Source organism: Streptomyces sp. NPDC059649, from assembly GCF_042734445.1.
Lineage (GTDB): Bacteria > Actinomycetota > Actinomycetes > Streptomycetales > Streptomycetaceae > Streptomyces.
This window is the reverse complement of record NZ_JBHWDV010000046.1, coordinates 29,866-55,563: the sequence shown is the minus strand read 5'-3', so window position 1 is coordinate 55,563 and position 25,698 is coordinate 29,866. Positions and strand designations below refer to the sequence as shown.

Here is a 25,698-nt window from a genome sequence, read left to right as displayed (position 1 = left end):
CGTGTTCGTTGAACGGGCGCGCCTTGTCGACTTAGTGTCTCGTTCCAAAGGGACTATGGAACCAAGGAACACAGGCACAGGTAACCCTAAACTTCAACGTTAGGGTTCGGGTCGGCGATACGGACCGTCCCATCGGCATCAGTCGGCGTCCACACGCAAGTGCGGCGACGACACGTAACTCGAGGCGAGAGGCCTTCGACGTGGCAGCACCGCAGAACTACCTCGCAGTCATCAAGGTCGTCGGCATCGGCGGCGGTGGCGTGAACGCCATCAACCGGATGATCGAGGTCGGGCTCAAGGGCGTCGAGTTCATCGCGATCAATACCGATGCGCAGGCGCTGCTGATGAGCGACGCCGACGTCAAGCTCGACGTCGGCCGCGAAATGACCCGCGGCCTCGGCGCCGGCGCCAACCCGGACGTGGGGCGCAAGGCGGCCGAGGACCACCGCGAGGAGATCGAGGAGGTCCTCAAGGGGGCCGACATGGTCTTCGTGACCGCGGGCGAGGGCGGCGGCACCGGCACCGGCGGCGCACCCGTCGTCGCCAACATCGCCCGCTCCCTGGGCGCCCTGACGATCGGTGTGGTCACCCGGCCGTTCACCTTCGAGGGCCGCCGTCGCGCCAACCAGGCCGAGGACGGCATCGCCCAGCTGCGCGAAGAGGTCGACACCCTCATCGTGATCCCCAACGACCGGCTGCTGTCCATCTCGGACCGCCAGGTGAGCGTGCTCGACGCGTTCAAGTCCGCGGACCAGGTGCTGCTGTCGGGTGTCCAGGGCATCACCGACCTGATCACCACGCCCGGCCTGATCAACCTCGACTTCGCCGACGTCAAGTCCGTGATGTCGGAGGCCGGCTCGGCCCTGATGGGCATCGGCTCGGCGCGCGGTGACGACCGCGCGGTGGCCGCCGCGGAGATGGCGATCTCCTCGCCGCTCCTGGAGGCGTCCATCGACGGCGCCCGCGGCGTGCTGCTGTCCATCTCCGGCGGCTCCGACCTCGGCCTGTTCGAGATCAACGAGGCCGCCCAGCTGGTCAGCGAGGCCGCCCACCCGGAGGCCAACATCATCTTCGGCGCGGTCATCGACGACGCGCTGGGCGACGAGGTGCGGGTGACGGTCATCGCGGCGGGCTTCGACGGCGGTCAGCCGCCGGCCCGCCGCGACGCGCAGGCCGCCCTGTCCTCCCCGAAGCGCGAGGAGCCGGCCCCGGCCACCAGCCGTCCGGCCGCCCCGCCCGAGCCCCGCACCCCGTCGTCCTTCGGCGGCCTGGGCTCCGTCCCCGTACGGGACGCGGGCGCCCCCGCGGAGCGTGGTGAGCCGGCCGCCGAGCCGTCGTCCACGCTGGGCGAGGTCTCGCCCACCCCGTCGAGCGGCCCGCAGGTTCCCCCGGCCCGTCCGTCGTACTCCGACAGCGCGGCCGAGGAACTCGACGTTCCCGACTTCCTGAAGTGACGTAAAGCACCGAAGTGATAGGGAAACAGCACCACGAAAGCGGCGCGCACTTCGCCTTCACCGACAGGTGGGGCGGGGTGAGCGCCGCTCCGTATGAGCAGCTCAACCTGGGGGGCGCGGTCGGCGACGACCCGCAGGTCGTCCGCACCAACCGCGCCCGCGCGGCCGGCGCGCTCGGTCTCGACCCGGCCGGGGTGGTCTGGATGAACCAGGTCCACGGCCGGGACGTGGCGGTGGTCGACGGACCCTGGCGGGACGCCGACGTGCCGTGCGTCGACGCGGTGGTGACGGCCCGCCGGGGCCTCGCGCTCGCCGTCCTGACCGCCGACTGCACACCCGTACTGCTCGCCGACCCGGTCGCGGGCGTCACCGGGGCGGCACACGCCGGCCGGCCGGGGCTGGTCGCCGGCGTCGTACCGGCGGCCGTCGAGGCGATGATCAAACTGGGCGCGGAGCCGGCCCGGATCCTCGCGTACACCGGACCGGCGATCTGCGGGCGTTGTTACGAGGTGCCCGCCGAGATGCGGTCCGATGTCGCGGCGGTGGTGCCCGAGGCGTTCGCGACGACCGGCTGGGGCACTCCGGCGGTGGACGTCACCGCCGGCGTACGGGCCCAACTCGCCGCGGCGGGCGTGCCGGTGGGTGACGATTCCCACATCTCGGACGTCTGCACGCGGGAATCCGCGGATCACTTCTCCTATCGGCGCGACCGCACGACCGGGCGGCTCGCGAGTTATGTGTGGCTGGACGGCGAGCTGTGACGGACGACCGTAGAACGGAACTGGCGACCAACCTGGCGCGGGTGGAGGATCGTATCTCCGCCGCCTGCGCCAAGGCCGGCCGGCCGCGGGACGAGGTGACGCTGATCGTCGTCACCAAGACCTATCCCGCGAGCGACGTCCGGCTGCTGGCGGAGCTGGGGGTGCGTGAGGTCGCGGAGAACCGCGACCAGGAGGCGGCGCCCAAGGCCGCCGAATGCACTGATTTGCCGCTTACTTGGCACTTCGTCGGTCAGTTGCAGACCAACAAGGTGCGGTCCGTGGCGAGTTATGCCGGAATTGTGCAGTCTGTCGACCGGGCACGACTGGTCACCGCGCTCTCCAGGGAAGCGGTCCGTGCGGGCCGCGAGCTGGGATGCCTCGTCCAGGTGGCACTTGACGTCGAGTCGGGTGCGGCCGGCTGGGCGAGCACCGGTGACCGGGGCGGTGTGGCACCGGACGGCGTCCCGGCGCTGGCGGAGGCGATCGCCGGGGCCGAAGGGCTGCGGCTGGACGGCGTGATGACGGTCGCGCCGCTGGCCGGCCCGTATGCCGGTCGCCAACTGGCCGCATTCGAACGGCTCATGGAAATCTCAACCGACCTGCGCGCCACCCATCCTGCTGCCACCATGGTGTCCGCAGGCATGAGCGCGGACCTTGAGGACGCCGTGGCGGCCGGAGCGACACATGTGCGCGTCGGTACCGCGGTACTCGGAGTCCGACCACGGCTCGGGTAACGTCGCCAAGCAAGTCGGACCACAGCACAATATATGGTCATTTCCGCAGGAAGCGGGGAGGCCGCGTGGATCCAAGGCCCTGGTGACGGAGCCGATCCACCACAGAGCGGAGGACGCAGAGAATGGCCGGCGCGATGCGCAAGATGGCGGTCTACCTCGGCCTCGTGGAGGACGATGGGTACGACGGCCGGGGGTTCGACCCCGATGACGAGTTCGAGCCCGAGCTCGATCCGGAACCCGACCGGGGACGGCGGCAACAGCACCAAGTGCAGGCCGAAACGCGCCCGGAACGGGACGAACCCGTCCGTGCCGTGACACCCCCGGCGCCACGCGAACCCGCCCCGCTCGCACCGGAAAACGGACGACCCGCGCGAATCGCCCCCGTGTCATCCATCACACCCGACCGTCCGAATCTGGAGAAGAACGCACCGGTGATCATGCCCAAGGTTGTGTCCGAGCGGGAGCCCTACCGCATCACCACGCTGCACCCGCGGACCTACAACGAAGCCCGTACCATCGGGGAACACTTCCGCGAGGGCACTCCGGTGATCATGAATCTGACGGAGATGGATGACACCGATGCGAAGCGACTTGTCGACTTTGCGGCCGGTTTGGTGTTTGGTCTTCACGGCAGTATCGAGCGGGTGACGCAGAAGGTGTTCCTGTTGTCGCCTGCTAACGTCGATGTCACGGCGGAGGACAAGGCCCGCATCGCAGAGGGCGGGTTCTTCAACCAGAGCTGAGACGCAACACCGGGCACACCGAGGCCGCAGGGCCGACACAGGAGCAAGGGGAGAGGGACGCGCGAGATGAGTGTCGCTGGTCAGGTGATCTATATCGCGCTGTACTGCTTCCTGATCGTGTTGATCTTCCGGCTGGTGATGGACTACGTGTTCCAGTTCGCCCGTTCATGGCAACCCGGCAAGGCGATGGTGGTCATTCTGGAGGCCGCCTACACTGTCACTGATCCGCCACTCAAGCTTCTGCGGCGGGTAATTCCGCCGCTGCGTCTCGGGGGCGTGGCGCTCGACCTGTCCTTCTTCGTATTGATGATCATCGTCTACATCCTGATCACCGTCGTGAGGTCGGTGTTGTTGGTGTGAACGATACGGTCTTGCCGATTGCCGACGACTACGTTGAGGTGAAGTAGAGATGCCGTTGACCCCCGAGGACGTGCGGAACAAGCAGTTCACGACCGTCCGCCTCCGAGAAGGCTATGACGAGGACGAGGTCGATGCCTTCCTCGATGAGGTCGAAGCCGAACTGACCCGGCTCCTGCGGGAGAACGAGGACCTGCGCGCGAAGCTGGCCGCCGCCACGCGTGCCGCCGCGCAGAACCAGCAGCAGCAGGGGCTGCGCAAGGGACCGGACCAGCAGCAGGAGCAGCAGCAGCGTCCGGGGGCTCCCGTGCCCGCCGCCATATCCGGTCCGCAGCCGGTCCCGCCGCAGCAGCAGGGGATGGGTGGCCCGCCCCAACTGCCCGGTGGTGCACCGCAGCTGCCTCCTGGTCCCGGTGGCCACGGCCCGCAGGGCCCGCACGGCCCCGGCCCGATGGGCCCCGGCGGTCCGATGGGTGGCCCGATGGGCGGCCCCGGCGGCCCGCAGCAGCTGCCCGGCGGGCAGCAGGGTGGTCCCGGTGGTGACAGCGCCGCGCGTGTGCTGTCGCTGGCGCAGCAGACCGCCGACCAGGCGATCGCGGAGGCCCGTTCCGAGGCCAACAAGATCGTCGGCGAGGCGCGCAGCCGTGCCGAGGGCCTGGAGCGGGACGCCCGCGCCAAGGCCGATGCGCTGGAGCGGGACGCGCAGGAGAAGCACCGCGTGGCGATGGGCTCGCTGGAGTCGGCCCGCGCGACGCTGGAGCGCAAGGTCGAGGACCTGCGCGGCTTCGAGCGCGAGTACCGCACGCGGCTGAAGTCCTACCTGGAGAGCCAGCTGCGTCAGCTGGAGAACCAGGCGGACGACTCGCTCGCCCCGCCGCGGACCCCGGCGGCCGCCTCGCTGCCGCCGTCCCCGTCGATGGCGTCGGCCGGTGCCGGCACGATGGGCGGCAACCACACCATGGGTGGCGGCCAGTCCATGGGCGGCAACCACTCGATGGGCAACGGTTCCAACGGCGGTCCGTCCTACGGCGGCCAGCAGCAGATGTCGCCGGCGATGACCCAGCCGATGGCTCCGGTGCGGCCGCAGGGCCCGTCGCCGATGCAGCAGACCCCGTCGCCGATGAGGGGCTTCCTCATCGACGAGGACGACAACTGACGCCCGCCTGAGGCGTACCGTCGGCAATCAGGGCCGGGCCCCGAGGGATTTCCCTCGGGGCCCGGCCCTTTTTCGGTGTCGGGGGAGGGCCTGTCGGGGGCGCCGGGCACCCGGTGGTCGTCACGGCAAAGCGGGGCGAACTGCCCATCCCTGTACGGAAATAGCGAATGCCCCGGTGTGGAGCACACCGGGGCATTCGGGACGGGGACCCGCCCCGCGGATTACGCCTTACGGAGGTGGAACGTCAGTGCCAGTGCCTCGTCGGTGAAGGCCGGGCCGAAGCCGCCGTCCGGCTCGCCGGGGGCGAAGTCCGTGGCGAGGACCTCCTCGGCGATCAGGCCGGCGTGCTCGGCGAGGGCCGTACGGACCTCCTCGTCGGGCGACGCCCAGCGCAGCGCGATCCGGTCGGCGACGTCCAGGCCGCTGTTCTTCCGCGCCTCCTGGATCAGCCGGATCGCGTCCCGGGCCAGACCGGCCCGGCGCAACTCCGGAGTGATCTCCAGGTCCAGGGCGACCGTGGCGCCCGCGTCGGAGGCCACCGACCAGCCCTCGCGCGGGGTTTCGGTGATGATCACCTCGTCCGGGGCGAGCGGGACGGTCTCGCCGTCGACCTCGACGCTCGCCGTGCCCTCCCGGAGCGCGAGCGAGAGCGCCGCGGCGTCCGCGCCGGCGATGGCCTTGGCGACCGCCTGGACGCCCTTGCCGAACCGCTTGCCCAGCGCCCGGAAGTTGGCCTTGGCGGTGGTGTCGACGAGCGAGCCGCCCACCTCCGACAGGGAAGCCAGCGAGCTGACGTTCAGCTCCTCGGCGATCTGGGCGCGCAGGTCCTCCGGCAGCCCGGCGAAGCCGTGGGCCGCGACCAGCGCACGGGACAGCGGCTGCCGGGTCTTCACCCCGGACTCGGCGCGGGTCGCCCGGCCCAGCTCGACCAGCCGGCGGACCAGCGCCATCTGGGCGGAGAGCGCCGGGTCGATCAGCGACTGCTCGGCCACCGGCCAGCTGGAGAGGTGGACGGAGTCCGGGGCGTCCGGGGTGACCGGGGCGACCAGGTCCTGCCAGACCCGCTCGGTGATGAACGGGGTGAGCGGCGCCATCAGGCGGGTGACCGTCTCGATGACCTCGTGGAGGGTGCGCAGCGCGGCCGCGTCGCCCTGCCAGAAGCGGCGGCGCGAGCGGCGGACGTACCAGTTGGACAGGTCGTCGACGAACGTGGACAGCAGCTTGCCGGCGCGCTGGGTGTCGAAGGACTCCAGGGACTCGGTGACCTGTGCGACGAGGGTGTTGAGCTCACCGAGCAGCCAGCGGTCCAGGAGCGGCCGCTCGGCCGGGGCCGGGTCGGACGCGGACGGCGCCCACTGGGACGTCCGGGCGTACAGCGCCTGGAAGGCGACGGTGTTCCAGTACGTCAGCAGGGTCTTGCGGACGACTTCCTGGATGGTGTTGTGGCCCACCCGGCGGGCGGCCCAGGGCGAACCGCCGGCCGCCATGAACCAGCGGACCGCGTCCGCGCCGTGCTGGTCCATGAGCGGGATCGGCTGGAGGGTGTTGCCCAGGTGCTTGGACATCTTCCGGCCGTCCTCGGCGAGGATGTGGCCGAGGCAGACCACGTTCTCGTACGACGACTTGTCGAAGACCAGGGTGCCGACGGCCATCAGCGTGTAGAACCAGCCACGGGTCTGGTCGATGGCCTCCGAGATGAACTGCGCCGGGTAGCGCTTCTCGAACAGCTCCTTGTTGCGGTACGGGTAGCCCCACTGCGCGAACGGCATCGAGCCGGAGTCGTACCAGGCGTCGATGACCTCCGGGACGCGGACCGCGGTGTGCGCGCAGCCGTCCTGCGGGCAGCCGAAGGTGATCTCGTCGATGAACGGCCGGTGCGGGTCCAGGTCCGACTGGTCGGTGCCGGTCAGCTCGGACAGCTCGGCGAGCGAGCCGACGCAGGTGAGGTGGTCGTCCTCGCAGCGCCAGATGGGCAGCGGGGTGCCCCAGTAGCGGTTGCGGGACAGCGCCCAGTCGATGTTGTTGCTCAGCCAGTCGCCGAAGCGGCCGTGCTTGACCGACTCGGGGAACCAGTTGGTGTTCTCGTTCTCCCGGAGGAGGGCGTCCTTGATCGCGGTGGTGCGGATGTACCACGACGGCTGGGCGTAGTAGAGCAGCGCGGTGTGGCAGCGCCAGCAGTGCGGGTAGCTGTGCTCGTAGGCGATGTGCTTGAAGAGCAGGCCGCGGGCGTCCAGGTCGGCCACCAGCGCGCCGTCGGCCTTCTTGAAGAACTGGCCGCCGACCAGGGGCAGTTCCTCCTCGAAGGTGCCGTCGGGGCGGACCGGGTTGACCACGGGGAGGCCGTACGCCTTGCAGGTCTTGAGGTCGTCCTCACCGAAGGCCGGGGCCTGGTGGACCAGGCCCGTACCGTCGTCGGTGGTGACGTACTCGGCGTTGACGACGAAGTTGGCGCCGTCCAGCTCGACCAGGGAGAACGGGCGCTCGTACGACCAGCGCTCCATCTCGCGGCCGGTGAAGGACTGGCCGGTGGCCTCCCAGCCCTCGCCCAGCGCCTTCTCCAGCAGCGGCTCGGCGACGACCAGCTTCTCCGTGCCGTCGGTGGCGACGACGTACGTGACGTCGGGGTGCGCGGCGGCGGCGACGTTGGAGACCAGGGTCCAGGGGGTCGTCGTCCAGATCAGGAGCGCGGCCTCGCCGGCCAGCGGGCCGGAGGTCAGCGGGAGGCGGACGTAGACCGAGGGGTCGACGACGGTTTCGTAGCCCTGCGCGAGCTCGTGGTCCGACAGGCCGGTGCCGCAGCGCGGGCACCACGGGGCGACGCGGTGGTCCTGGACCAGCAGGCCCTTGGAGAAGATCTGCTTCAGCGACCACCACACCGACTCGATGTAGTCGGGGTCCATGGTGCGGTAGGGGTTGTCCAGGTCGGTCCAGTAGCCCATCCGCGTGGTGAGCTCGGCGAAGGCGTCGGTGTGCCGGGTCACCGACTCGCGGCACTTGGCGTTGAACTCGGCGATGCCGTACGCCTCGATGTCCTTCTTGCCGCTGAAGCCCAGCTCCTTCTCGACGGTCAGCTCGACCGGTAGGCCGTGGCAGTCCCAGCCGGCCTTGCGGTCGACGTGGTAGCCCTGCATCGTGCGGAACCGGGGGAAGACGTCCTTGAAGACGCGGGCCTCGATGTGGTGCGCACCGGGCATGCCGTTGGCCGTCGGGGGGCCCTCGAAGAAGACCCACTCGGGCCGGCCCTCGGACTGCTGGAGGGTGCGGGCGAAGATCTTCTGCTCCTGCCAGAAATCGAGCACGGCGTGCTCGAGGGCGGGCAGGTCGACCTGGGCGGGTACCTGGCGGTACAAGGGCTGCTCACTCATCGGGGGCTTCCTCCGGCGGACATCTGCTGCTTCTCCGTCCGGAGGGACGAGAGCCCTGGCTCCCGCGGTACCACCCTCCTTGGCGGTGCGTGCCGCACCGCCCCCTCATTGGGGTCGCGCTGCCGGTTCTACTCGCCCTGGGTGGCCGGGGCCCGTGGGTCGAGCCCACTGTCCAAGCCGTGGGCCGAGCCCACTGTCCAGAGCTTTCTTCCGGCGGCTCCGGGGTGATCTTCACGCCGCGCACGCCCCCGGGCTTCCACCGTCCCCGGGTCGCTGCTGGCTGCGTACGGCGCTACTCGTCCCATCACTGCCTCTCGCTGGGCCCAGTGTACGGGGCGCCACCGACAGCGGCCGACCGGATTTCCGGCGGTGGGCGCGCGGGGCCGGGCGCGGGGTGGCGTACGGGGTGCCGGGCGGCGGCGCGGGACCGTACCGGGCGGCCGGTGCGGTGACCCGAATGGCCAGCGGCCGGCTGCCGGGCGGCCAAGCGGATTACCGGGCGGGCAGCGGGGCACAACCGAGGCAGACCGGACTTCCGGGCCGGGTGGCAGGACCCGATGGGGCGGTGCGTCCCGTTGCCGCGCGCTCTGTGGCGATTTATCGTTCCCGTCATGATTCGCGAATAAAAGTCACATATGTGAAGGGGTCGCGGCCATGGTGGCGAAGAAGACCGCCGCGGAGAAGAGCACGACGCCTGCCGGCGAGGCCGTCGCGAAGCAGCCCGCACCGAAGAACAGCACTCCGAAGAAGGCCGCTCCGAAGAAGGCGGCCGCCCGGAAGACGACGGCCGCGAAGACCACGGCCAAGAAGACGGCGGCCGCGAAGACCGCGAAGCAGGCTCCGGCCACCAAGGCCGCGGTGCCCGCGAAGAAGACGGGAGCCAAGACGGTGGTGGCGAAGAAGACGGCGGCCGCGACGGCCGGGGAGCACGGCAACGACTCCGCGGTGCCCGTGGCCCGGGCGGCGGCGCCCGGCGAGCTCGCCGTACGGCCCGGAGAGGACCCCTGGACGCCCGCCGAGGTCGCCGAGGCGCGCTCGGCGCTGATGGACGAGACGGGGCGGCTGCGGCTGGAGATCACCTCCGCCGAGGACGCCATCGCCGGGCTGATGCGCGACTCCGGCGACGGCGCCGGCGACGACGAGGCGGACACCGGCAGCAAGAACATCACCCGCGAACACGAACTCGCGCTCGCCTCCAACGCCCGCGAGATGCTCCACCAGACCGAGCGGGCCCTCGGCCGGCTGGACGCGGGCACCTACGGGCTGTGCGAGAACTGCGGCAACCCCATCGGCAAGGCACGGATGCAGGCATTCCCCCGGGCGACGCTGTGCGTGGAGTGCAAGCAGAAGCAGGAGCGCCGCTGAGCCGGCGCCCCCCGACCGGTCGTCGCGGGCGGCCCCCGGACCGCCCGCGCCCGTACGTGTGTGCCGTACTCTCGTGGTTCAGCCAGGCACGGCCTGGCCGCGGACACGACGGGCTGAGGGACTCACACGTGGCAGAGGCGGAACGCATCACCGGCACGCCGGAACCCGAGCCGGGTACCGGGGCGGATTCCACACCGGGGGCCGAAGCGGAAGCACCGGCGGAGCGGGGCGCCGGCCGCGGCAAGCGGCGGATCGCCGCGCTGCTGCTGGTCGCGTGCGTGGTCTACCTGCTCGACCTGGGCAGCAAGCTGCTGGTCGTGGCCAGGCTGGAGAACCACGAGCCGATCCAGGTCATCGGGTCGCTGCTGCAGTTCAACGTGATCCGTAACCGCGGCGCCGCCTTCAGCATCGGCGAGGCGCTGACGATCTTCCTGACGATCATCGCGGCGGCCGTGATCCTGGTCATCGCCCGGGTCGCCCGCAAGCTCTACAGCCTGCCCTGGGCCATCGCCCTCGGACTGCTGCTCGGCGGCGCCTTCGGCAACCTCACCGACCGGATCTTCCGCTCCCCGGGCGTCTTCGAGGGCGCCGTGGTCGACTTCATCGCCCCCGCGCACTTCGCCGTCTTCAACCTCGCCGACTCCGCGATCGTCTGCGGCGGCATCCTGATCGTGATCCTCTCCTTCCGGGGGCTGGACCCCGACGGGACCGTCCACAAGGACTGACCGCGCAGCCGGCCGGTGCCCCGGGCTCCGGCCGCCGGGCAGGACAGCATGGGGCAACTGCCATACTCGTGGGGTGAGCACGCTTCCCGAGATCCGCACCCTGCCCGTACCGGACGGCCTGGAGGGCGAGCGCGTCGACGCCGCGCTGGCCCGAATGTTCGGCTTCTCCCGTACGAAGGCGGCCGAACTCGCCGCCGCCGGAAAGGTCCGGGTCGACGGGTCCGAGGTGATGAAGTCCGAGCGGGTGAGCGGCGGTGCCTGGCTGGAAGTCGAGATGCCGCAGGCCGCGGCGCCCGTGGAGATCGTGCCCGAGCCCGTCGAGGGCATGGAGATCGTGCATGACGACGACGACATCGTCGTGATCGTCAAGCCGGTGGGCGTGGCCGCGCACCCCAGCCCCGGCTGGACCGGCACCACCGTCATCGGCGGACTGGCCGCGGCCGGCTACCGCATCTCCACCTCCGGTGCTGCCGAGCGCCAGGGCATCGTGCACCGCCTCGACGTCGGGACCTCCGGCCTGATGGTCGTGGCCAAGTCGGAGCGGGCCTACACCTCGTTGAAGCGGCAGTTCAAGGAGCGCGTCCCCGACAAGCGCTACCACGCCCTGGTCCAGGGCCACCCCGACCCGATGAGCGGCACCATCGACGCCCCCATCGGCCGGCACCCGCAGCACGACTACAAGTGGGCGGTCACCGCCGAGGGCAAGCCGTCGGTCACGCACTACGACCTGATCGAGGCGTTCCGCGCGGCCAGCCTGCTCGACATCAAGCTGGAGACCGGCCGCACCCACCAGATCCGGGTGCACATGGCCGCCCACCGCCACCCCTGTGTCGGCGACCTCACCTACGGCGCGGACCCCACCCTCGCCAAGCGGCTGGGCGTCGGCCGGCAGTGGCTGCACGCGGTCCGGCTGGGCTTCGAGCACCCCTCCGACGGCAGCTGGGTCGAGTTCGCTTCCGCCTACCCGGACGACCTCCAGCACGCCCTGGACACCGTGCGGGACGAGAGCAACTGACACCACGCCGTGCCGGTGCGCGGCCGGCGCAACGCGGCGCCGCGCGGCCCGACCCGGCGGTCCACCACGGCGGTCATGGCACCCTTGGGCGGAAAGTGATCGAATCCGACCGCTCCGGAGCGTAGCCACCGTGGATCAGCTGGCTCTGCTGTTCGTCCTCCTGCTCGGAGCCGTGGTGATGGTTCCGGTCGGCGACCGGCTGGGGCTGCCCTCACCGGTGCTGATGACCCTCGCCGGGGCCGTCCTGGCACTGCTGCCGTTCGTCCCCAACGTCGAGGTACCGCCCGAGTTCATCCTGCCGGTGGTGCTGCCGCCGCTGCTCTACGCGGCCGTGCAGCGCACCTCCTGGCGGCAGTTCACCGCCAACCTCCGGCCGATCTTCCTGCTCGCCGTCGCGCTGGTCTTCGCCACCACCGCCGCGGTGGCCGCGGTCGCCCAGGCGGTGGTGCCCGGGATGCCGGTGGCCGCCGCGGTGGTGCTCGGCGCACTGGTCGCCCCGCCCGACCCGGTGGCCGCGACCGCGGTCGCCGGCAAACTCGGGCTGCCCCGCCGGATGGTCTCCATCCTGGAGGGCGAGGGCCTCTTCAACGACGTCACCGCGATCGTGCTCTACCACGTCGCGCTCGCCGCGGCGGTCAGCGGGAGCTTCTCGGTGCCCGGGGCGCTCGGCTCCCTCTTCCTGTCCGCCGTCGTGGCCATAGCGGTCGGCCTGGCGATCGGCTGGGTGACCAACAAGCTGATGGGCCTGCTCGACGACCCCACGCTGCAGATCGGGCTGACGCTGCTGGTGCCGTTCGTCGCCTACGTGCTCGCTGAGGAGTTCCGCGGTTCCGGCGTGCTGGCCGTGCTGACCTGCGCGCTCTTCCTCGCCGAGTACGCGGTCGACCCGGACGACGTGATGGGCCGGCTCGCCGGCTACACCTTCTGGGAGGTCGTCGACACCCTCGTCACCGGTGTGGCCTTCGGGCTGATCGGCCTGGAACTGCACACCATCTTCGGGGCCGCCGCGCACCGCTGGGGCCAGCTGCTCGGCGCCGGCGCCGTGGTCGTGGCGGTGGTCGTCGGCGTCCGGCTGCTGTGGCTGCTGCCCGCGGCCTGGCTGGCCAAGCGGATGCACAAGCGCCGTGACTACGACGAGGACATCCCGATGAGCTGGCGCGAGACGCTCATCATGTGGTGGTCGGGGATGCGCGGGGTGGCCTCGGTGGCGCTGGCCCTGGCCATCCCGTTCGGCGTCGACGGCGGGCCCTTCCCGGCCCGGGACGACATCCTCTTCATCGCGTTCGCGGTGGTGCTCTCCACCCTCCTCGTGCAGGGCCTGACCCTGCCCTGGCTCGTGCGCAGGCTGCGGGTGCGGGCCGACACCGACGTGGTGGACGCCCTGGAGCGGGAACTGGCGGTCCGGGTGATCAAGGCGTCCAAGCGGCGGCTGAAGGAGATCATGGAGGTCGAGGAGCTGCCCGACGAGGTCAGCGACCAGCTCTCCCGCCGGGCCTTCGACATCGGCGCCCGGATCGCGCCGGACATCGTCGACGACGAGCGGCGCGAGCTCTTCGAGAAGCGGATCAGCCGGCTCAAGAAGGTGCAGCGCATCCAGGGCGAGATGCTCTCGGCGGCCCGCCACGAGGTGCTGGCCGCGCGCAGCGAACCGGGCGCCGACCCGGAGATCGTCGACCGGGTGCTGCGCCATCTGGACATGCGCAGTCTGCGCGGCGCCCCCTGACCCGCCCCGGGGCCGCGGTCAGTCCCGCAGACGCCCCGCGCCCGGCGGCCGGTCCAGCTCCGCCGGTGCCGTGCTGATCCGTGGCAGCGCGTAGGCGTGCTCGGTCCGCAGCCACTCCAGCATCCGCTCGCGGACCTCGCAGCGCACCGCCCAGATCGCGTCCGCGTCCCGCGCGGTGACCAGTGCCCGCACCAGGATCGTGGACGGCGTGGTGTCGGTGACCACCAGGCTCCACGCCCGGCCGTCCCAGTCCGGGCACTCCTGGAGGACCTCCAGCAGGTGCTGCCGCATCTTCTCCACCGGCGCGCTGTGGTCGAGGTGGAAGAAGACCGTGCCGGTCATCTGGGCGCCGCCGCGCGACCAGTTCTCGAACGGCTTGCCGGTGAAGTACGACACCGGCATGGTGATCCGCCGCTCGTCCCAGGTCCGCACGGTCAGGAAGGTCAGGGTGATCTCCTCGACGGTGCCCCACTCGCCGTCCACCACGACCGTGTCGCCGATCCGCACCATGTCGCCGAAGGCGATCTGCAGCCCGGCGAAGAGGTTGCCGAGGGTGGACTGGGCCGCGATACCGGCGACGATGCCCAGCAGCCCGGCCGACGCCAGCATGGACGTGCCGACCGTCCGCATCTCCGGGAACGTCAGCAGCATCGAGGCGGCCGCGACGACGGTCACCACGGCCGTCACCACCCGCTGGATCAGCGTCACCTGGGTGCGTACCCGCCGCAGCCGCGCCGCGTCCCGGGCGCTCGCCGCGTAGCGGGAGTACGACGACTCCACTATCGCCGCCGCGGCCCGGATGGCCAGCCAGGCGGTGGCCGCGATCAGCACCAGGCTCAGTGTCTGGCCGATCCCCGCCTCGTGCTCCTCGACGGTCCTCAGCCCGGTCTCGTCGTACGCGCCGCGCAGCAGGGCCGCGCACAGCGTCACCTGCAGCGGTATCCGGCAGCGCCGCAGCAGGCCCCACAGCGGGGTCTCGGGGTGCGCGGCGTCGACCCGCAGCAGCGTCCGGTCGGCGAGCCGGACCAGAACGAGCGCGACGACGACGGAGCCGCCCAGGACGGCGATCGGGCGCAGCACGTCCTCCACGGACACGGTTTTCCTCCTCGGGTGGGATGCGCTGTCTGTGCGGGTACCCGGTCCCGCCGACCGTAACTGGCAGGATGGCAGGAGAGCGATCCGATCAAGGGAAGTGATCCAGTGCCGGCCTCCAGCGAGCCCGCGACCAGCGGTATTCCGACGATTGTGCTGTTCCACTCGGTGTGCGGGCTGCGCCCCGCGGTGCACGCGGCCGCGGACCGGCTGCGCGCCGCGGGACACGAGGTGATCGTCCCCGACCTGTTCGACGGGCGGACCGCCGACTCCGTGCCGGACGGCATCCTGATCAAGGACGAGATCGGCAAGGAGGAGCTGCTCAAGCGCGCCATCACGGCCGTCGCCCCGTACTCCGACCGCGGGCTGGTCTACGCCGGGTTCTCCTTCGGCGGTGCGGTCGCCCAGAACCTCGCGCTGGGCGACGAGAAGGCCCGCGGGCTGCTGCTGATGCACGGCACGTCCGACATCGCCGAGGGCGCGGCGGTCGACGAGCTGCCGGTGCAGCTGCACGTCGCCGACCCCGATCCGTTCGAGCCGCACGACTGGCTGACCGCCTGGTACCTGCAGATGCGCCGGGCCGGCGCGGACGTGGAGGTCTTCCGCTACGCCGGCGCCGGCCACCTCTTCACCGACCCCGACCTGCCGGACTACGACGCGGAGGCGGCGGAGAGCGCCTGGAAGGTGGCGCTGGGCTTCCTGGCCGAGCTGTGAGGACCGGGGCCAGGGGGGAGGGAGTCCCTGTCACCCCCTGGCCCGCGGTCCCGGTTCAGCCCGCCGGCCGGTCCGCCCGCTCGACCTGCTGGGTGCCGCTCCGGGTGCGGTAGGAGCGCAGCAGGGTGCTGGTCGCGTTCGGGTCGGTCTTGTCGGAGATGCCGTAGTAGTCCATCTGCGTGCGCTCGCCGCTGACGTCCAGGACCCCGTAGCCGTGCGAGTCCATGTCCAGCCACTTCACGTGCCGGTTGGCGGCCCGGATGGCGGCGACCCCGGCCAGCGAGACGGTGTGCGGGGCGACGTGCAGGAAGTCGTCCACGTTGTCGGAGGTGACGGAGGTGACCACGAACTCCGTCGCCACCGGCGGGGTGGCGGGATAGGTCGCCGCCTTCAGCGGGACGTCGTTGGCCCAGGCCATGTGGATGTCGCCGGTCAGGAAGACGGTGTTGTCGATCCCGCGGTCGCTGAGGTGGCTGAGCAGTTCGCGCCGGTCGTCGGTGTAGCCGTCCCACTGGTCGGTGTTGATCGCCAGGCCCTCCTTGGGTATCCCGAGGATCTCGGCGAGCGGGCCGAGCAGATGCGCGGGTATCGAGCCGAAGGCGACCTGGGAGATCATCACCGAGGTGCCGACCAGCCGCCAGGCGGTGTCGGAGCGTTCGAGACCGGCCTTGAGCCAGTCCAGCTGGGCCCGCCCGGTGAGCGTCCGGCCCGGGTCGTCGACCGCGCCGCTGCCCGGTGCGGCCTGCTGGTCGCGGAACGACCGCAGGTCCAGCAGGTGCAGATCGGCGAGGTTGCCGAAGCGCAGCCGGCGGTAGGTGGTCCCGGCGACGGACGGCCGCACCGGCATCCACTCGAAGTACGCCTGCTTCGCCGCGGCCATCCGGGCGGACCAGGAACCCTCGCTGTCCGGCTGGTGGTTGACCGCCCCGCCCTTCCAGGCGTTGTCGGCGAACTCGTGGTCGTCCCAGATGGCGATGACCGGGTGGGTGGCGTGCATCGCCAGCGCGTCCGGGTCGGTCTTGTGGACGCCGTGCCGGGTGCGGTAGTCGGCGAGGGTGAGCAGCTCATGGGCGGGGGAGTGCGGACGGACGACGTACTTGAAGTCCGGGTACTCGCCGGACTTGTACTCGTAGAGGTAGTCACCGAGGTGCAGCACCGCGTCGAGCTCGGTACGGGCGGCCAGGTGCCGGTACGGGGAGAAGTACCCGGACTCCCAGTTGGCGCAGGAGACCACGCCGAAGCGGACGTTGCCCGGCGCGGCGTCGTGCGCGGGGGTGGTGCGGGTGCGGCCGACGGGGGAGTGCTGCCCGCCCGCGGTGAAGCGGTAGTAGTAGGTGGTGGCCGGCCGCAGGCCGCGGACGTCCGCCTTGACGGTGTGGTCGTGGGCCGCCGAGGCCGTCACCTTCCCCCGGGCGACGACCGTGCCGAAGCCCTTGTCGGCGGACACCTCCCAGGCCACCTCGGTGGCCGGGCCGCGGCCGGAGCCCGGCGTGGCCGACGGGACCGGGGTGACCCGGGTCCACAGCAGTACCCCGTCCGGCAGCGGGTCCCCCGAAGCGACCCCGTGCTGGAAGAACGAGCCCTGGCCCGAAGCCTGTTGGGCGCGGGCGGAGGTGGCACCGGCGAGCGGCAGAAGAGCGGCGGTGGCGGCGACGGCCGTGACGGCGGTGCGGCGCGAGATCTGGTCATGATCGGTCACGGCCGCTCACCCTACTGGCCAGTAGACCCCCAACGGGAGGGCGGTGCAAGGGAATTACGGGAATTCGCCCTCCCGTTACCGGATGTCCGCTCAGCGACCGCCCGTGGGGTCCTTTTCGCCCTCGCGGATCCCCTTTCCGCCGCTCGTGCCGGAATCCCCGCCGGAGTCCGAGTTCTTGCCGGCGCCCGCGCCCTTCGCCGGGCCGAACTCCTTGTCGATCATCTTCTCGAAGGCGGCCTTCGCCAGCTGGTTGTACTGCGCCTGCGTCATCCGCGGATCCTGCGGGATCCGCGGCATCACCAGCTTCTTGTCGCCGTGCATGAACGTCGGCGTGCCCCTGACGCCCTTGCGGCCGAACAGCGCCGTCATGTCCATCGCCCAGCGGTCGTAGGTGCCCTTCTTGACCGCGGTCTCGAACGCCTTGTTGTTCTTCAGCTCCGGCACGTCGGCCGCGACCTTGAGCAGCTCGGAGTCCTTGGCGTAGAGGTCCTCGCGCTCGTCGGGGTGGTACTTGTCCGAGTACAGCGCGGACTTGTACTTCAAGAACGCCTCCGGGCCGACGTTCAGCGCCGCGCCCAGCGCGCTCAGCGCGTTCTTGGAGCCCTCGCCGCCCGCGTTGTCGTCGATGAAGGTGTACATCGTGAAGCGCACCTTGTAGCGGCCGTCGTGAAGGTCCTTCAGGAGCGCCGAGCCGCTGCTCTGCTCGAAGGCCGCGCACGCCGGACAGCGGACGTCCTCGAAGACCTCCATGGTCTCCTTGGCCTTCGGGTCGCCTATCACGATCTCGGTGTGGTCCTTGCCCTGGGTGTGCGCCGGGGCGACCTGCGGCGCCTCCTTGGCGGCCTCCCAGCCGGTCGGCTCGTTGGCCTTGACGACGGCGAAGCCGATCCCGCCGGCCACCGCGAGCACGCCGACCACGGCGCCGGCCACGACGAGCTGCCGGCGCAGCCGCTCCTTCTTCTTCTGCCGCTCGCGCTCGGCCCGGATCCGCTCGCGGGCCGCCTGCTTGTTGCTCTGGCTGTTGCGGTTGCTCATGTGGGGGGTCCCCTCGGGGTGGTGTGGTGGTGCGTACGAAAGGTCAGACGGCGGCCGGGCGGGGCGGGCCGCGGCGCCGGACGCAGTGCACGAGGAGGGGGAGCGGCCGGGCCGGCGGCAGCGGGTGCAGCGGGCGGACCCGGCGGCGGGGCGGGAGCAGTGCCGCCGCGGCCACCGCGGCGGCGGTCAGCAGCGGGCGGAAGGTGGCGCCCGCCGCCGCGCGCAGCAGCGCGTCCAGGGCGGCGTCCCCGCGGTGCAGCCAGCCGGCGGCGGCCAGGCCGACCGCGAGATGGGGGGCCAGCAGCAGCCAGGGCGCGGCGGCCGGTACGGCGGGCGGCAGCGGACCGCCGCCCGGGTGGGCCACCAGCCGCGCCAGCGGGGTGCCCAACTCCCCGCCGCGGCACAGCAGATCGACGCCCATCGAGTGCGGCGGCCCGGCGAGCGGCCCGCCGGCCGGGCCGTAACAGGTGTGCTGCCCGGTGGTGAAGACGGTGTCGGCGGCCAGCTCCAGCGGCACCAGCAGCCCGGCCACGGCCCGGTAGCCGCGCTCCCGGCCGGTCAGCGGATAGGCCGCGGCGAAGACCCCGGCGCAGATCGCGACGACCGCGGCGGGCGGCAACGGGGCGTGCGAGAGCAGCACATGGGAGGCCGCGGACAGGGTGGTGCACAGCGCGGTGAACAGCGCCGCCCGCACCACCCTGAGCTGAACCGCCGGTGCGCCCGCCGGCCGGGCGCCCGGGCGCACTCCCGTCGCCTGCACGGTCGGGAGTCTGCCATGTGCACGGCATCCGGCCGGGTCAAGATTTGGCATCGGCCGGCGTGCGGAGCGCACGCCGGCCGGTAACCACACGGACCGTCAGGTCAGTGCTTGAGTTCCTTGTCGACCATCGAGTTGAAGGCCGCGACGGTGGACGGGGCCACCTTGCCCTGCGGGCTGTCCGTACCGATGACGGTGTCGTTAACCTTCAGCGTCGGGGTGCTGGTGACGTCCTTGTGGGAGTTGAACTCGGCGGACATCTCCAGCGCCCACCGGTCGTACGTCCCGGCCTTGACGGCCTTCTGGAACGCCGCGTTGCCCTTCAGCGCCGGGATGGTGTCGGCCACCTTGATCAGGTAGCTGTCGTCGGCGAACTTGTCCGGCCCGGTCTCCTCCGGGTGGAACTCCTTCGAGTACAGCGCGTACTTGTACTTCAGGAAGGCGTCCGGGCTGACGTCGAGGGCGGCGCCCAGCGCGGACAGCGCGTTCTTGGAGCCGGTGCCCTTGAGGTTGCCGTCCAGGAACGTACCGAGGTGGTACTCCGCCTTGTACCGGCCGTCCTTGATGTCCTTCTCGACGGTCGCGCCGACGTTCTGCTCGAAGGCGGAGCAGCCCGGGCAGCGCGGGTCCTCGAAGAGGCCGAGGGTGTTCTTGGCGTCCGGCTTGCCGACGACGACGGTCGTGCCCTTGGCGCCGGTGGTGTGCGCGGGCTTGACCAGCTTGGCCTTGGCGGCCTTCGCCCACGCCGTGCTGTCGCCCGCGCTGGCCGCGGCGTCGCCGCCGGAGGAGCTGCCGCCCGACGTGGCGACCGCGACCCCGATGCCACCGGCTACCGCCAGCACGCCGACGATCGCGCCGCCGACGGTCAACTGCCGGCGGATCCGTTCCTTCTTCGCCTGCCGCTCGCGCTCGGCGCGCAGCCGCTCGCGGGCTGCCTGCTTGTTGGCCTGGCTGTTGCGGTTGCTCATGACTGTTCCTGCTCCGTGGGGTCCGTGGACGGGGGTGCGTGCTGCGGGAGGCGTACGCGGCGCGGGTGAGCGTACGCGTACGGTGCGGCCGGGCCGCGCCGGGCCGGGAGGAAACCGGCCTCTAGGCGGCGAGCGCGCAGGGCGGCCCGCGGCGCACGACGCAGTGCACGAGCAGGGGGACGGCGCGGGCCCGCGGCCCGGTCCGTACGGAGGCGGGGACGGGGCGGCGCGGGGCGGCCGTGGCGCCGATGACCGCGACCGCGAGCAGCAGCGGGCGGAACGCGACCGCGCAGACCGCGCCGAGCAGCTGGACCAGCGCGGCCTCACCGCGCCGCAGCCAGCCGGCCGCCAGCAGCCCGACGGCCAGGTGCGCCGCGAGCAGCAGCAGCCAGGCCGAGGCGGGCGCGCTGCCCTGATCGGTCAGCCGCAGGAAGGGGGCGCCGACGCTGCCGCCGCCGCAGAGCAGATCCACCCCGAGCGAGCGCAGTGGACCGGCCACCGGGCCGCCCGCCGCGCCGTAACAGGTGTGCTGACCGAGGCTGAAGACCAGGTCGGCGGCGAGCTCCAGGGGGAGCAGCAGCGCCGCGATCCGCCAGAAGCCGCGCTCCCGGCCGGCCAGCGCGTAGGCGAGCGCGAAGACGGCGGCGCCGATCGCGGCGACGGTGGTGAGCGGGAGCGGCATCCGGGACAGCAGCACATGGGAGCCCGTGGACAGCGTGACGCACAGCGCCGTGAAGAGCGCTGCGCGCAGTGCCCGCAGATGTGCCGCCGAAATGTCCATCGCTGCCGAGTGTGCCATGCGCCGGGTTAAGCGGCGCCTAAGGGGACGGGTCCTCGACCGGGCAGGACCGAGGACCCGTACCCCTTCGCCGGTCAGGCCTCCAGGCCCGGTATCCGGCCGTTGCGGAAGAGGTCGACGAAGACCTGGTGGTCGGCCCGGGCCTGGGCGCCGTAGGAGTGCGCGAAGTCCACCAGCAGCGGGGCGAAGCCGTCCTCGTCGGCCGCGATCGCCGCGTCGATGGCCCGCTCGGTCGAGAACGGGACCAGGGAGTGGCCGCTCTCGTCGTCCGCCGCGGCGTGCATCGTGGCCGTGGCGCGGCCCAGGTCGGCGACGACCGCGGCGATCTCCTGCGGGTCGTCGATGTCCGACCAGTCCAGGTCGACCGCGTACGGCGAGATCTCGGCGACCAGCTGGCCGGTGCGGCGCCCGTCCTCCTCGATCTGCGTCCAGCCCAGCCACGGGTCGGCGTGGTCCTGCAGGGCGCGCTGGGAGATGACCGTGCGGTGGCCCTCGTGCTCGAAGTAGCCGCGGACCGCGGGGTCGGTGATGTGCCGGGAGGCGGCCGGGGTCTGCGCCTGCTTCATGTAGATCACGACGTCGTTCTCCAGGGCGTCGCTGTTGCCCTCCAACAGGATGTTGTACGACGGCAGGCCGGCCGAGCCGATGCCGATGCCGCGCCGGCCCACCACGTCCTTGACCCGGTAGGAGTCCGGGCGGCCCAGGCTCGACTCCGGCAGCGTCTCCAGATAGCCGTCGAACGCGGCGAGCACCTTGTAGCGGGTCGCCGCGTCCAGCTCGACGCTGCCACCGCCCGCGGCGAAGCGCCGCTCGAAGTCGCGGATCTCGGTCATCGAATCCAGCAGCGCGAAGCGGGTCAGCGACCGGGCGTCGCGCAGCGCGTCCAGCAGCGGGCCCTCGGCGGTGTCCAGCGAGAAGGGCGGCACCTCGTCCGTCTTCGCCCCGGAGGCCAGCGCGTGGATCCGCTCCCGGTAGGCAGCGGCGTAGACCCGCACCAGGTGGGTGATCTGCTCGTCGCTGAGCGCCTTGGCGTAGCCGATCAGCGCGACCGAGGCGGCGAACCGCTTGAGGTCCCAGGTGAACGGGCCGACGTACGCCTCGTCGAAGTCGTTGACGTTGAAGATCAGCCGGCCCGTGGCGTCCATGTACGTGCCGAAGTTCTCGGCGTGCAGATCGCCGTGGATCCAGACCCGGGAGGTGCGCTCGTCCAGGTACGGGCCGTGGTCCGCGCCGTCCGCCAGGTCCCGGTAGAACAGGCAGGCCGTGCCCCGGTAGAAGGCGAACGCGGAGGCGGCCATCTTCCGGAACTTCACCCGGAATGCCGCCGGATCGGCGGCGAGCAGCTCCCCGAAGGCGGTGTCGAAAACGGCGAGGATCTCCTCGCCGCGCTGCGCGGCGTCCTGCGCCGGGACGTGCTGGGACGGCATCGCTGGGTGCCTCCTGAGGTGCGGAAAACAAGGGCGGAGAGCCGCAACTGACCGTGTGGGGGACACCCCCGGGCATGGCCGGGGGAGGGTCTGCCGGGACATCTTCCGGGACAACGGCCGAGGCTACCCACGAGTGCCCCGCGAGTGTCAGTGGGGAGTCGTAGACTTCGAGACCGTTCCGTCCACCAGTCGCCCACTCGCCTTCCGGAGGTCCTCCGCCGTGGCCAAGCCGCCGTTCACGCACCTGCACGTGCACACCCAGTACTCCCTGCTGGACGGTGCGGCGCGGTTGTCGGACATGTTCAAGGCGGCCAACGAGATGGGCATGTCGCACATCGCCATGTCCGACCACGGCAACCTCCACGGCGCCTACGACTTCTTCCACTCGGCGCAGAAGGCCGGGGTCACGCCGATCATCGGCATCGAGGCGTACGTCGCCCCCGAGTCGCGGCGCAACAAGCGCAAGATCCAGTGGGGCCAGCCGCACCAGAAGCGCGACGACGTCTCCGGTTCCGGTGGTTACACCCACAAGACCATCTGGGCGGCCGACAAGACCGGCCTGCACAACCTCTTCCGGCTGTCCTCGGACGCGTACGCGGAGGGCTGGCTGCAGAAGTGGCCGCGGATGGACAAGGAGACCATCGCGCAGTGGTCCGAGGGCCTGATCGCGTCCACCGGCTGCCCGTCGGGCGAGCTGCAGACCCGGCTGCGGCTGGGGCAGTACGAGGAGGCCCGCAAGGCCGCCGCCGAATACCAGGACATCTTCGGCAAGGACCGGTATTTCCTGGAGCTGATGGACCACGGCATCGAGATCGAGCGCCGGGTCCGCGACGACCTGTTGAAGATCGGCAAGGAACTCGGCATCCCGCCCCTGGTGACCAACGACTCGCACTACACCTACGCCCACGAGTCCGCGGCCCACGACGCGCTGCTGTGCATCCAGACCGGCAAGAACCTCTCCGACCCGGACCGCTTCCGCTTCGACGGCACGGGCTACTACCTCAAGTCCACCGAGGAGATGTACGCCATCGACTCCTCGGACGCCTGGCAGCAGGGGTGTGACAACACCCGGCTGGTCGCCGACCAGATCGACACCACCGGGATGTTCGAGAAGCGCGACCTGATGCCGAAGTTCGACATCCCCGAGGGCTTCACCGAGGTCACCTGGTTCCAGGAAGAGGTCCGCCGCGGCATGGCCCGCCGCTTCCCGGGCGGCATCCCCGAGGACCGCCAGAAGCAGGCCGAGTACGAGATGGACGTCATCATCCAGATGGGGTTCCCCGGCTACTTCCTCGTGGTCGCCGACTTCATCATGTGGGCCAAGAACAACGGCATCGCGGTCGGCCCCGGCCGTGGTTCCGCGGCCGGTTCGATCGTGGCGTACGCCATGGGCATCACCGACCTCGACCCGATCGAGCACGGGCTGATCTTCGAGCGGTTCCTCAACCCCGAGCGCGTGTCCATGCCCGATGTCGACATCGACTTCGACGAGCGCAGGCGCGTCGAGGTCATCAGGTACGTCACGGAGAAGTACGGCGCCGACAAGGTCGCCATGATCGGCACCTACGGCAAGATCAAGGCGAAGAACGCGATCAAGGACTCCGCCCGCGTCCTCGGCTACCCGTACGCCATGGGCGACCGCCTCACCAAGGCCATGCCCGCCGACGTCCTCGGCAAGGGCATCGACCTCGACGGCATCACCAACCCCTCGCACCCCCGGTACAACGAGGCGGGCGAGATCCGCGCGATGTACGAGAACGAACCGGACGTCAAGAAGGTCATCGACACCGCCAAGGGCGTCGAGGGCCTGGTCCGGCAGATGGGTGTGCACGCGGCCGGCGTGATCATGTCCAGCGAGCCGATCGTCGACCACGCCCCGCTCTGGACGCGGCACACCGACGGCGTGACGATCACGCAGTGGGACTACCCCCAGTGCGAATCGCTCGGCCTGCTCAAGATGGACTTCCTGGGCCTGCGCAACCTCACCATCATGGACGACGCCGTCAAGATGGTGAAGAAGAACAAGGGCGTCGACCTGGAGCTGCTCTCCGTCCCGCTGGACGACCCCAAGACGTACGAGATGCTCTGCCGCGGTGACACCCTCGGCGTCTTCCAGTTCGACGGCGGCCCGATGCGTTCGCTGCTGCGGCTGATGAAGCCCGACAACTTCGAGGACATTTCCGCCGTCTCGGCCCTGTACCGCCCGGGCCCGATGGGCATGGACTCGCACACCAACTACGCGCTGCGCAAGAACGGCCTCCAGGAGATCACCCCGATCCACCCGGAGCTGGAGGAGCCGCTCAAGGAGGTCCTCGGCCTCACCTACGGCCTGATCGTCTACCAGGAGCAGGTGCAGAAGGCCGCCCAGATCATCGCCGGGTACTCCCTCGGCGAGGCCGACATCCTGCGCCGCGTCATGGGCAAGAAGAAGCCCGAGGAGCTGGCGAAGAACTTCGTCCTGTTCCAGGAGGGCGCGAAGAAGAAGGGCTTCTCCGACGAGGCCATCCAGGCCCTGTGGGACGTCCTGGTCCCGTTCGCCGGCTACGCCTTCAACAAGGCGCACTCCTCCGCGTACGGCCTGGTCACGTACTGGACCGCGTACCTCAAGGCCAACTACCCGGCCGAGTACATGTCCGCGCTGCTGACGTCCGTGCGTGACGACAAGGACAAGTCCGCGGTCTATCTGAACGAGTGCCGCCGCATGGGCATCAAGGTGCTGCCGCCCAACGTCAACGAGTCCGAGGCCAACTTCGCGGCCCAGGGCGACGACGTCATCCTCTTCGGCCTCACCGCGGTCCGTAACGTCGGTCAGAACGTCGTCGACTCGATCATCCGCTGCCGCAAGGCCAAGGGGAAGTACGCCTCGTTCCCGGACTACCTCGACAAGGTCGACGCGGTGGTCTGCAACAAGCGCACCACCGAATCGCTGATCAAGGCCGGCGCCTTCGACGAGCTGGGCCACACCCGCAAGGGCCTGACGGCGCACTACGAATCGATGATCGACAACGTCGTCCAGGTCAAGCGCAAGGAGGCCGAGGGACAGTTCGACCTCTTCGGCGGCATGGGCGACGACTCCGCCGACGACGGCCCTGGTTTCGGCCTGGACGTGGAGTTCTCCGAGGAGGAGTGGGACAAGGCCTATCTGCTCGCCCAGGAGCGCGAGATGCTCGGTCTGTACGTCTCCGACCACCCGCTCTTCGGCCTGGAGCACGTGCTGTCCGACAAGGCCGACGCCGCCATCTCCCAGCTCACCGGCGGCGACTACTCCGACGGCTCGATCGTCACCATCGGCGGCATCATCTCCGGCCTCCAGCGCAAGATGACCAAGCAGGGCAACGCCTGGGCGATCGCCACCGTCGAGGACCTGGCCGGCTCCATCGACTGCATGTTCTTCCCGGCCACCTACCAGCTGGTGTCCACCCAACTCGTCGAGGACACCGTGGTGTTCGTCAAGGGCCGCCTCGACAAGCGGGAGGACATCCCCCGGCTGGTCGCCATGGAGATGATGGTCCCCGACCTCTCCGAGGCCGGTACCAACGCCCCCGTGACGATCACCATCCCGACGGTCAAGGTCACCCCGCCGATGGTCGAGAAGCTCGGTGAGGTGCTCAGCAGCCACCGCGGCTCCACCGAGGTGCGGATCAAGCTGCAGGGCGCCCGCAAGACCACGGTGCTCCGGCTGGACCGGCACCGGGTCACCCCCGACCCGTCGCTCTTCGGTGACCTCAAGGTGCTGCTCGGCCCGTCCTGCCTGGCCGGCTGACCGGCCGCCGGTGCACCCGAGGGGCGCGTCCCGCCGTGGACGCGCC

General features: G+C 70.8%; 20 protein-coding genes. 12 read left to right on the top strand and 8 right to left on the bottom strand.

Going from position 1 to position 25,698, the window contains the following annotated elements; all coding sequences use genetic code 11:
* Positions 1-200: 200 nt before the first annotated feature.
* The 6 genes from ftsZ (at position 201) to ACFV1J_RS32600 (ending at position 5,205) form a co-directional block, all read left to right on the top strand.
* Positions 201-1,454 carry a cell division protein FtsZ gene (ftsZ, locus tag ACFV1J_RS32625; protein WP_385864179.1) on the top strand — a complete coding sequence of 418 codons (1,254 nt, stop codon included), beginning with the start codon at positions 201-203 and terminating at the stop codon, positions 1,452-1,454.
* A 14-nt stretch (positions 1,455-1,468) separates the two neighbouring features.
* Positions 1,469-2,215 (top strand): peptidoglycan editing factor PgeF, encoded by a 747-nt coding sequence (gene pgeF / locus ACFV1J_RS32620; RefSeq protein ID WP_385864178.1) that lies wholly within the window; start codon positions 1,469-1,471, stop codon positions 2,213-2,215.
* Positions 2,212-2,949 carry a YggS family pyridoxal phosphate-dependent enzyme gene (locus ACFV1J_RS32615; RefSeq protein ID WP_385864175.1) on the top strand — a complete coding sequence of 246 codons (738 nt, stop codon included), beginning with the start codon at positions 2,212-2,214 and terminating at the stop codon, positions 2,947-2,949. Before pgeF ends, ACFV1J_RS32615 begins: the two co-directional genes overlap by 4 nt.
* Positions 2,950-3,071: 122 nt before the next feature.
* Positions 3,072-3,692, top strand: coding sequence for a cell division protein SepF (locus ACFV1J_RS32610; protein WP_385864173.1), 621 nt, complete (start codon positions 3,072-3,074; stop codon positions 3,690-3,692).
* Positions 3,693-3,758: 66 nt separating this feature from the next.
* Positions 3,759-4,052 (top strand): YggT family protein, encoded by a 294-nt coding sequence (locus ACFV1J_RS32605; RefSeq protein ID WP_030415214.1) that lies wholly within the window; start codon positions 3,759-3,761, stop codon positions 4,050-4,052.
* A gap of 49 nt (positions 4,053-4,101) precedes the next feature.
* On the top strand, positions 4,102-5,205 hold the full coding sequence (locus ACFV1J_RS32600; RefSeq protein WP_385864170.1) for a DivIVA domain-containing protein: 1,104 nt from the start codon (positions 4,102-4,104) through the stop codon (positions 5,203-5,205).
* A 221-nt stretch (positions 5,206-5,426) separates the two neighbouring features.
* Here ACFV1J_RS32600 and ileS read toward each other — a convergent pair whose 3' ends face one another.
* On the bottom strand, positions 5,427-8,570 hold the full coding sequence (ileS, locus tag ACFV1J_RS32595; protein WP_385864168.1) for an isoleucine--tRNA ligase: 3,144 nt from the start codon (positions 8,568-8,570) through the stop codon (positions 5,427-5,429).
* 654 nt (positions 8,571-9,224) lie between these two features.
* Between ileS and ACFV1J_RS32590 the strand changes: the two genes are divergently transcribed.
* From ACFV1J_RS32590 to ACFV1J_RS32575, 4 genes are all read left to right on the top strand, one after another.
* Positions 9,225-9,935, top strand: a complete 711-nt coding sequence (locus ACFV1J_RS32590) for a TraR/DksA family transcriptional regulator (protein ID WP_385864167.1) — start codon at positions 9,225-9,227, stop codon at positions 9,933-9,935.
* Positions 9,936-10,063: 128 nt separating this feature from the next.
* A complete protein-coding gene (gene lspA, locus ACFV1J_RS32585; RefSeq protein WP_385864165.1) occupies positions 10,064-10,660 on the top strand; it encodes a signal peptidase II in 597 nt (198 codons plus the stop codon).
* Positions 10,661-10,733: 73 nt separating this feature from the next.
* Entirely contained in the window at positions 10,734-11,675 is a 942-nt protein-coding gene (locus tag ACFV1J_RS32580; protein WP_385864163.1) for an RluA family pseudouridine synthase, read from the top strand.
* Between the two features lie 130 nt (positions 11,676-11,805).
* Positions 11,806-13,398 (top strand): Na+/H+ antiporter, encoded by a 1,593-nt coding sequence (locus tag ACFV1J_RS32575; RefSeq protein WP_385864161.1) that lies wholly within the window; start codon positions 11,806-11,808, stop codon positions 13,396-13,398.
* Between the two features lie 18 nt (positions 13,399-13,416).
* Here the strand turns inward: ACFV1J_RS32575 and ACFV1J_RS32570 are convergent, their stop codons facing one another.
* Complete coding sequence (locus ACFV1J_RS32570; RefSeq protein ID WP_385864195.1) at positions 13,417-14,487, bottom strand: mechanosensitive ion channel family protein; 1,071 nt, start codon at positions 14,485-14,487, stop codon at positions 13,417-13,419.
* Positions 14,488-14,598: 111 nt separating this feature from the next.
* On the opposite strand from ACFV1J_RS32570, the gene ACFV1J_RS32565 reads away from it, so the two are divergent.
* Positions 14,599-15,204, top strand: a complete 606-nt coding sequence (locus ACFV1J_RS32565; protein WP_385864159.1) for a dienelactone hydrolase family protein — start codon at positions 14,599-14,601, stop codon at positions 15,202-15,204.
* A 55-nt stretch (positions 15,205-15,259) separates the two neighbouring features.
* Here ACFV1J_RS32565 and ACFV1J_RS32560 read toward each other — a convergent pair whose 3' ends face one another.
* The 6 genes from ACFV1J_RS32560 to ACFV1J_RS32535 form a co-directional block, all read right to left on the bottom strand.
* Positions 15,260-16,903 (bottom strand): alkaline phosphatase D family protein, encoded by a 1,644-nt coding sequence (locus ACFV1J_RS32560; protein ID WP_385864157.1) that lies wholly within the window; start codon positions 16,901-16,903, stop codon positions 15,260-15,262.
* Positions 16,904-16,993: 90 nt separating this feature from the next.
* Positions 16,994-17,938, bottom strand: a complete 945-nt coding sequence (locus ACFV1J_RS32555) for a thioredoxin domain-containing protein (RefSeq protein ID WP_385864156.1) — start codon at positions 17,936-17,938, stop codon at positions 16,994-16,996.
* Positions 17,939-17,981: 43 nt separating this feature from the next.
* Complete coding sequence (locus tag ACFV1J_RS32550; protein WP_385864154.1) at positions 17,982-18,698, bottom strand: hypothetical protein; 717 nt, start codon at positions 18,696-18,698, stop codon at positions 17,982-17,984.
* Between the two features lie 101 nt (positions 18,699-18,799).
* Positions 18,800-19,663: a thioredoxin domain-containing protein gene (locus ACFV1J_RS32545; RefSeq protein WP_385864152.1), complete on the bottom strand. Its 864-nt coding sequence runs from the start codon at positions 19,661-19,663 to the stop codon at positions 18,800-18,802.
* A gap of 121 nt (positions 19,664-19,784) precedes the next feature.
* Positions 19,785-20,444, bottom strand: coding sequence for a hypothetical protein (locus ACFV1J_RS32540; protein WP_385864151.1), 660 nt, complete (start codon positions 20,442-20,444; stop codon positions 19,785-19,787).
* A gap of 92 nt (positions 20,445-20,536) precedes the next feature.
* The gene (locus ACFV1J_RS32535; RefSeq protein ID WP_385864149.1) at positions 20,537-21,889 is read right to left on the bottom strand and encodes a DUF2252 domain-containing protein; all 1,353 of its coding nucleotides are present in this window, start codon (positions 21,887-21,889) and stop codon (positions 20,537-20,539) included.
* Between the two features lie 220 nt (positions 21,890-22,109).
* On the opposite strand from ACFV1J_RS32535, the gene dnaE reads away from it, so the two are divergent.
* The gene (gene dnaE, locus ACFV1J_RS32530) at positions 22,110-25,652 is read left to right on the top strand and encodes a DNA polymerase III subunit alpha (protein ID WP_385864148.1); all 3,543 of its coding nucleotides are present in this window, start codon (positions 22,110-22,112) and stop codon (positions 25,650-25,652) included.
* The last annotated feature ends 46 nt before the right edge of the window (positions 25,653-25,698 follow it).

Coding starts and splice junctions, on each gene's coding strand:
- ACFV1J_RS32610 (WP_385864173.1), top strand. CDS start 3,072: ATGGCCGGCGCGATGCGCAAGATGGCGGTCTACCTCGGCCTCGTGGAG.
- ACFV1J_RS32605 (WP_030415214.1), top strand. CDS start 3,759: ATGAGTGTCGCTGGTCAGGTGATCTATATCGCGCTGTACTGCTTCCTG.
- ACFV1J_RS32600 (WP_385864170.1), top strand. CDS start 4,102: ATGCCGTTGACCCCCGAGGACGTGCGGAACAAGCAGTTCACGACCGTC.
- ileS (WP_385864168.1), bottom strand. CDS start 8,570: ATGAGTGAGCAGCCCTTGTACCGCCAGGTACCCGCCCAGGTCGACCTG.
- ACFV1J_RS32590 (WP_385864167.1), top strand. CDS start 9,225: ATGGTGGCGAAGAAGACCGCCGCGGAGAAGAGCACGACGCCTGCCGGC.
- ACFV1J_RS32555 (WP_385864156.1), bottom strand. CDS start 17,938: ATGAGCAACCGCAACAGCCAGAGCAACAAGCAGGCGGCCCGCGAGCGG.
- ACFV1J_RS32545 (WP_385864152.1), bottom strand. CDS start 19,663: ATGAGCAACCGCAACAGCCAGGCCAACAAGCAGGCAGCCCGCGAGCGG.
- ACFV1J_RS32540 (WP_385864151.1), bottom strand. CDS start 20,444: ATGGACATTTCGGCGGCACATCTGCGGGCACTGCGCGCAGCGCTCTTC.
- ACFV1J_RS32535 (WP_385864149.1), bottom strand. CDS start 21,889: ATGCCGTCCCAGCACGTCCCGGCGCAGGACGCCGCGCAGCGCGGCGAG.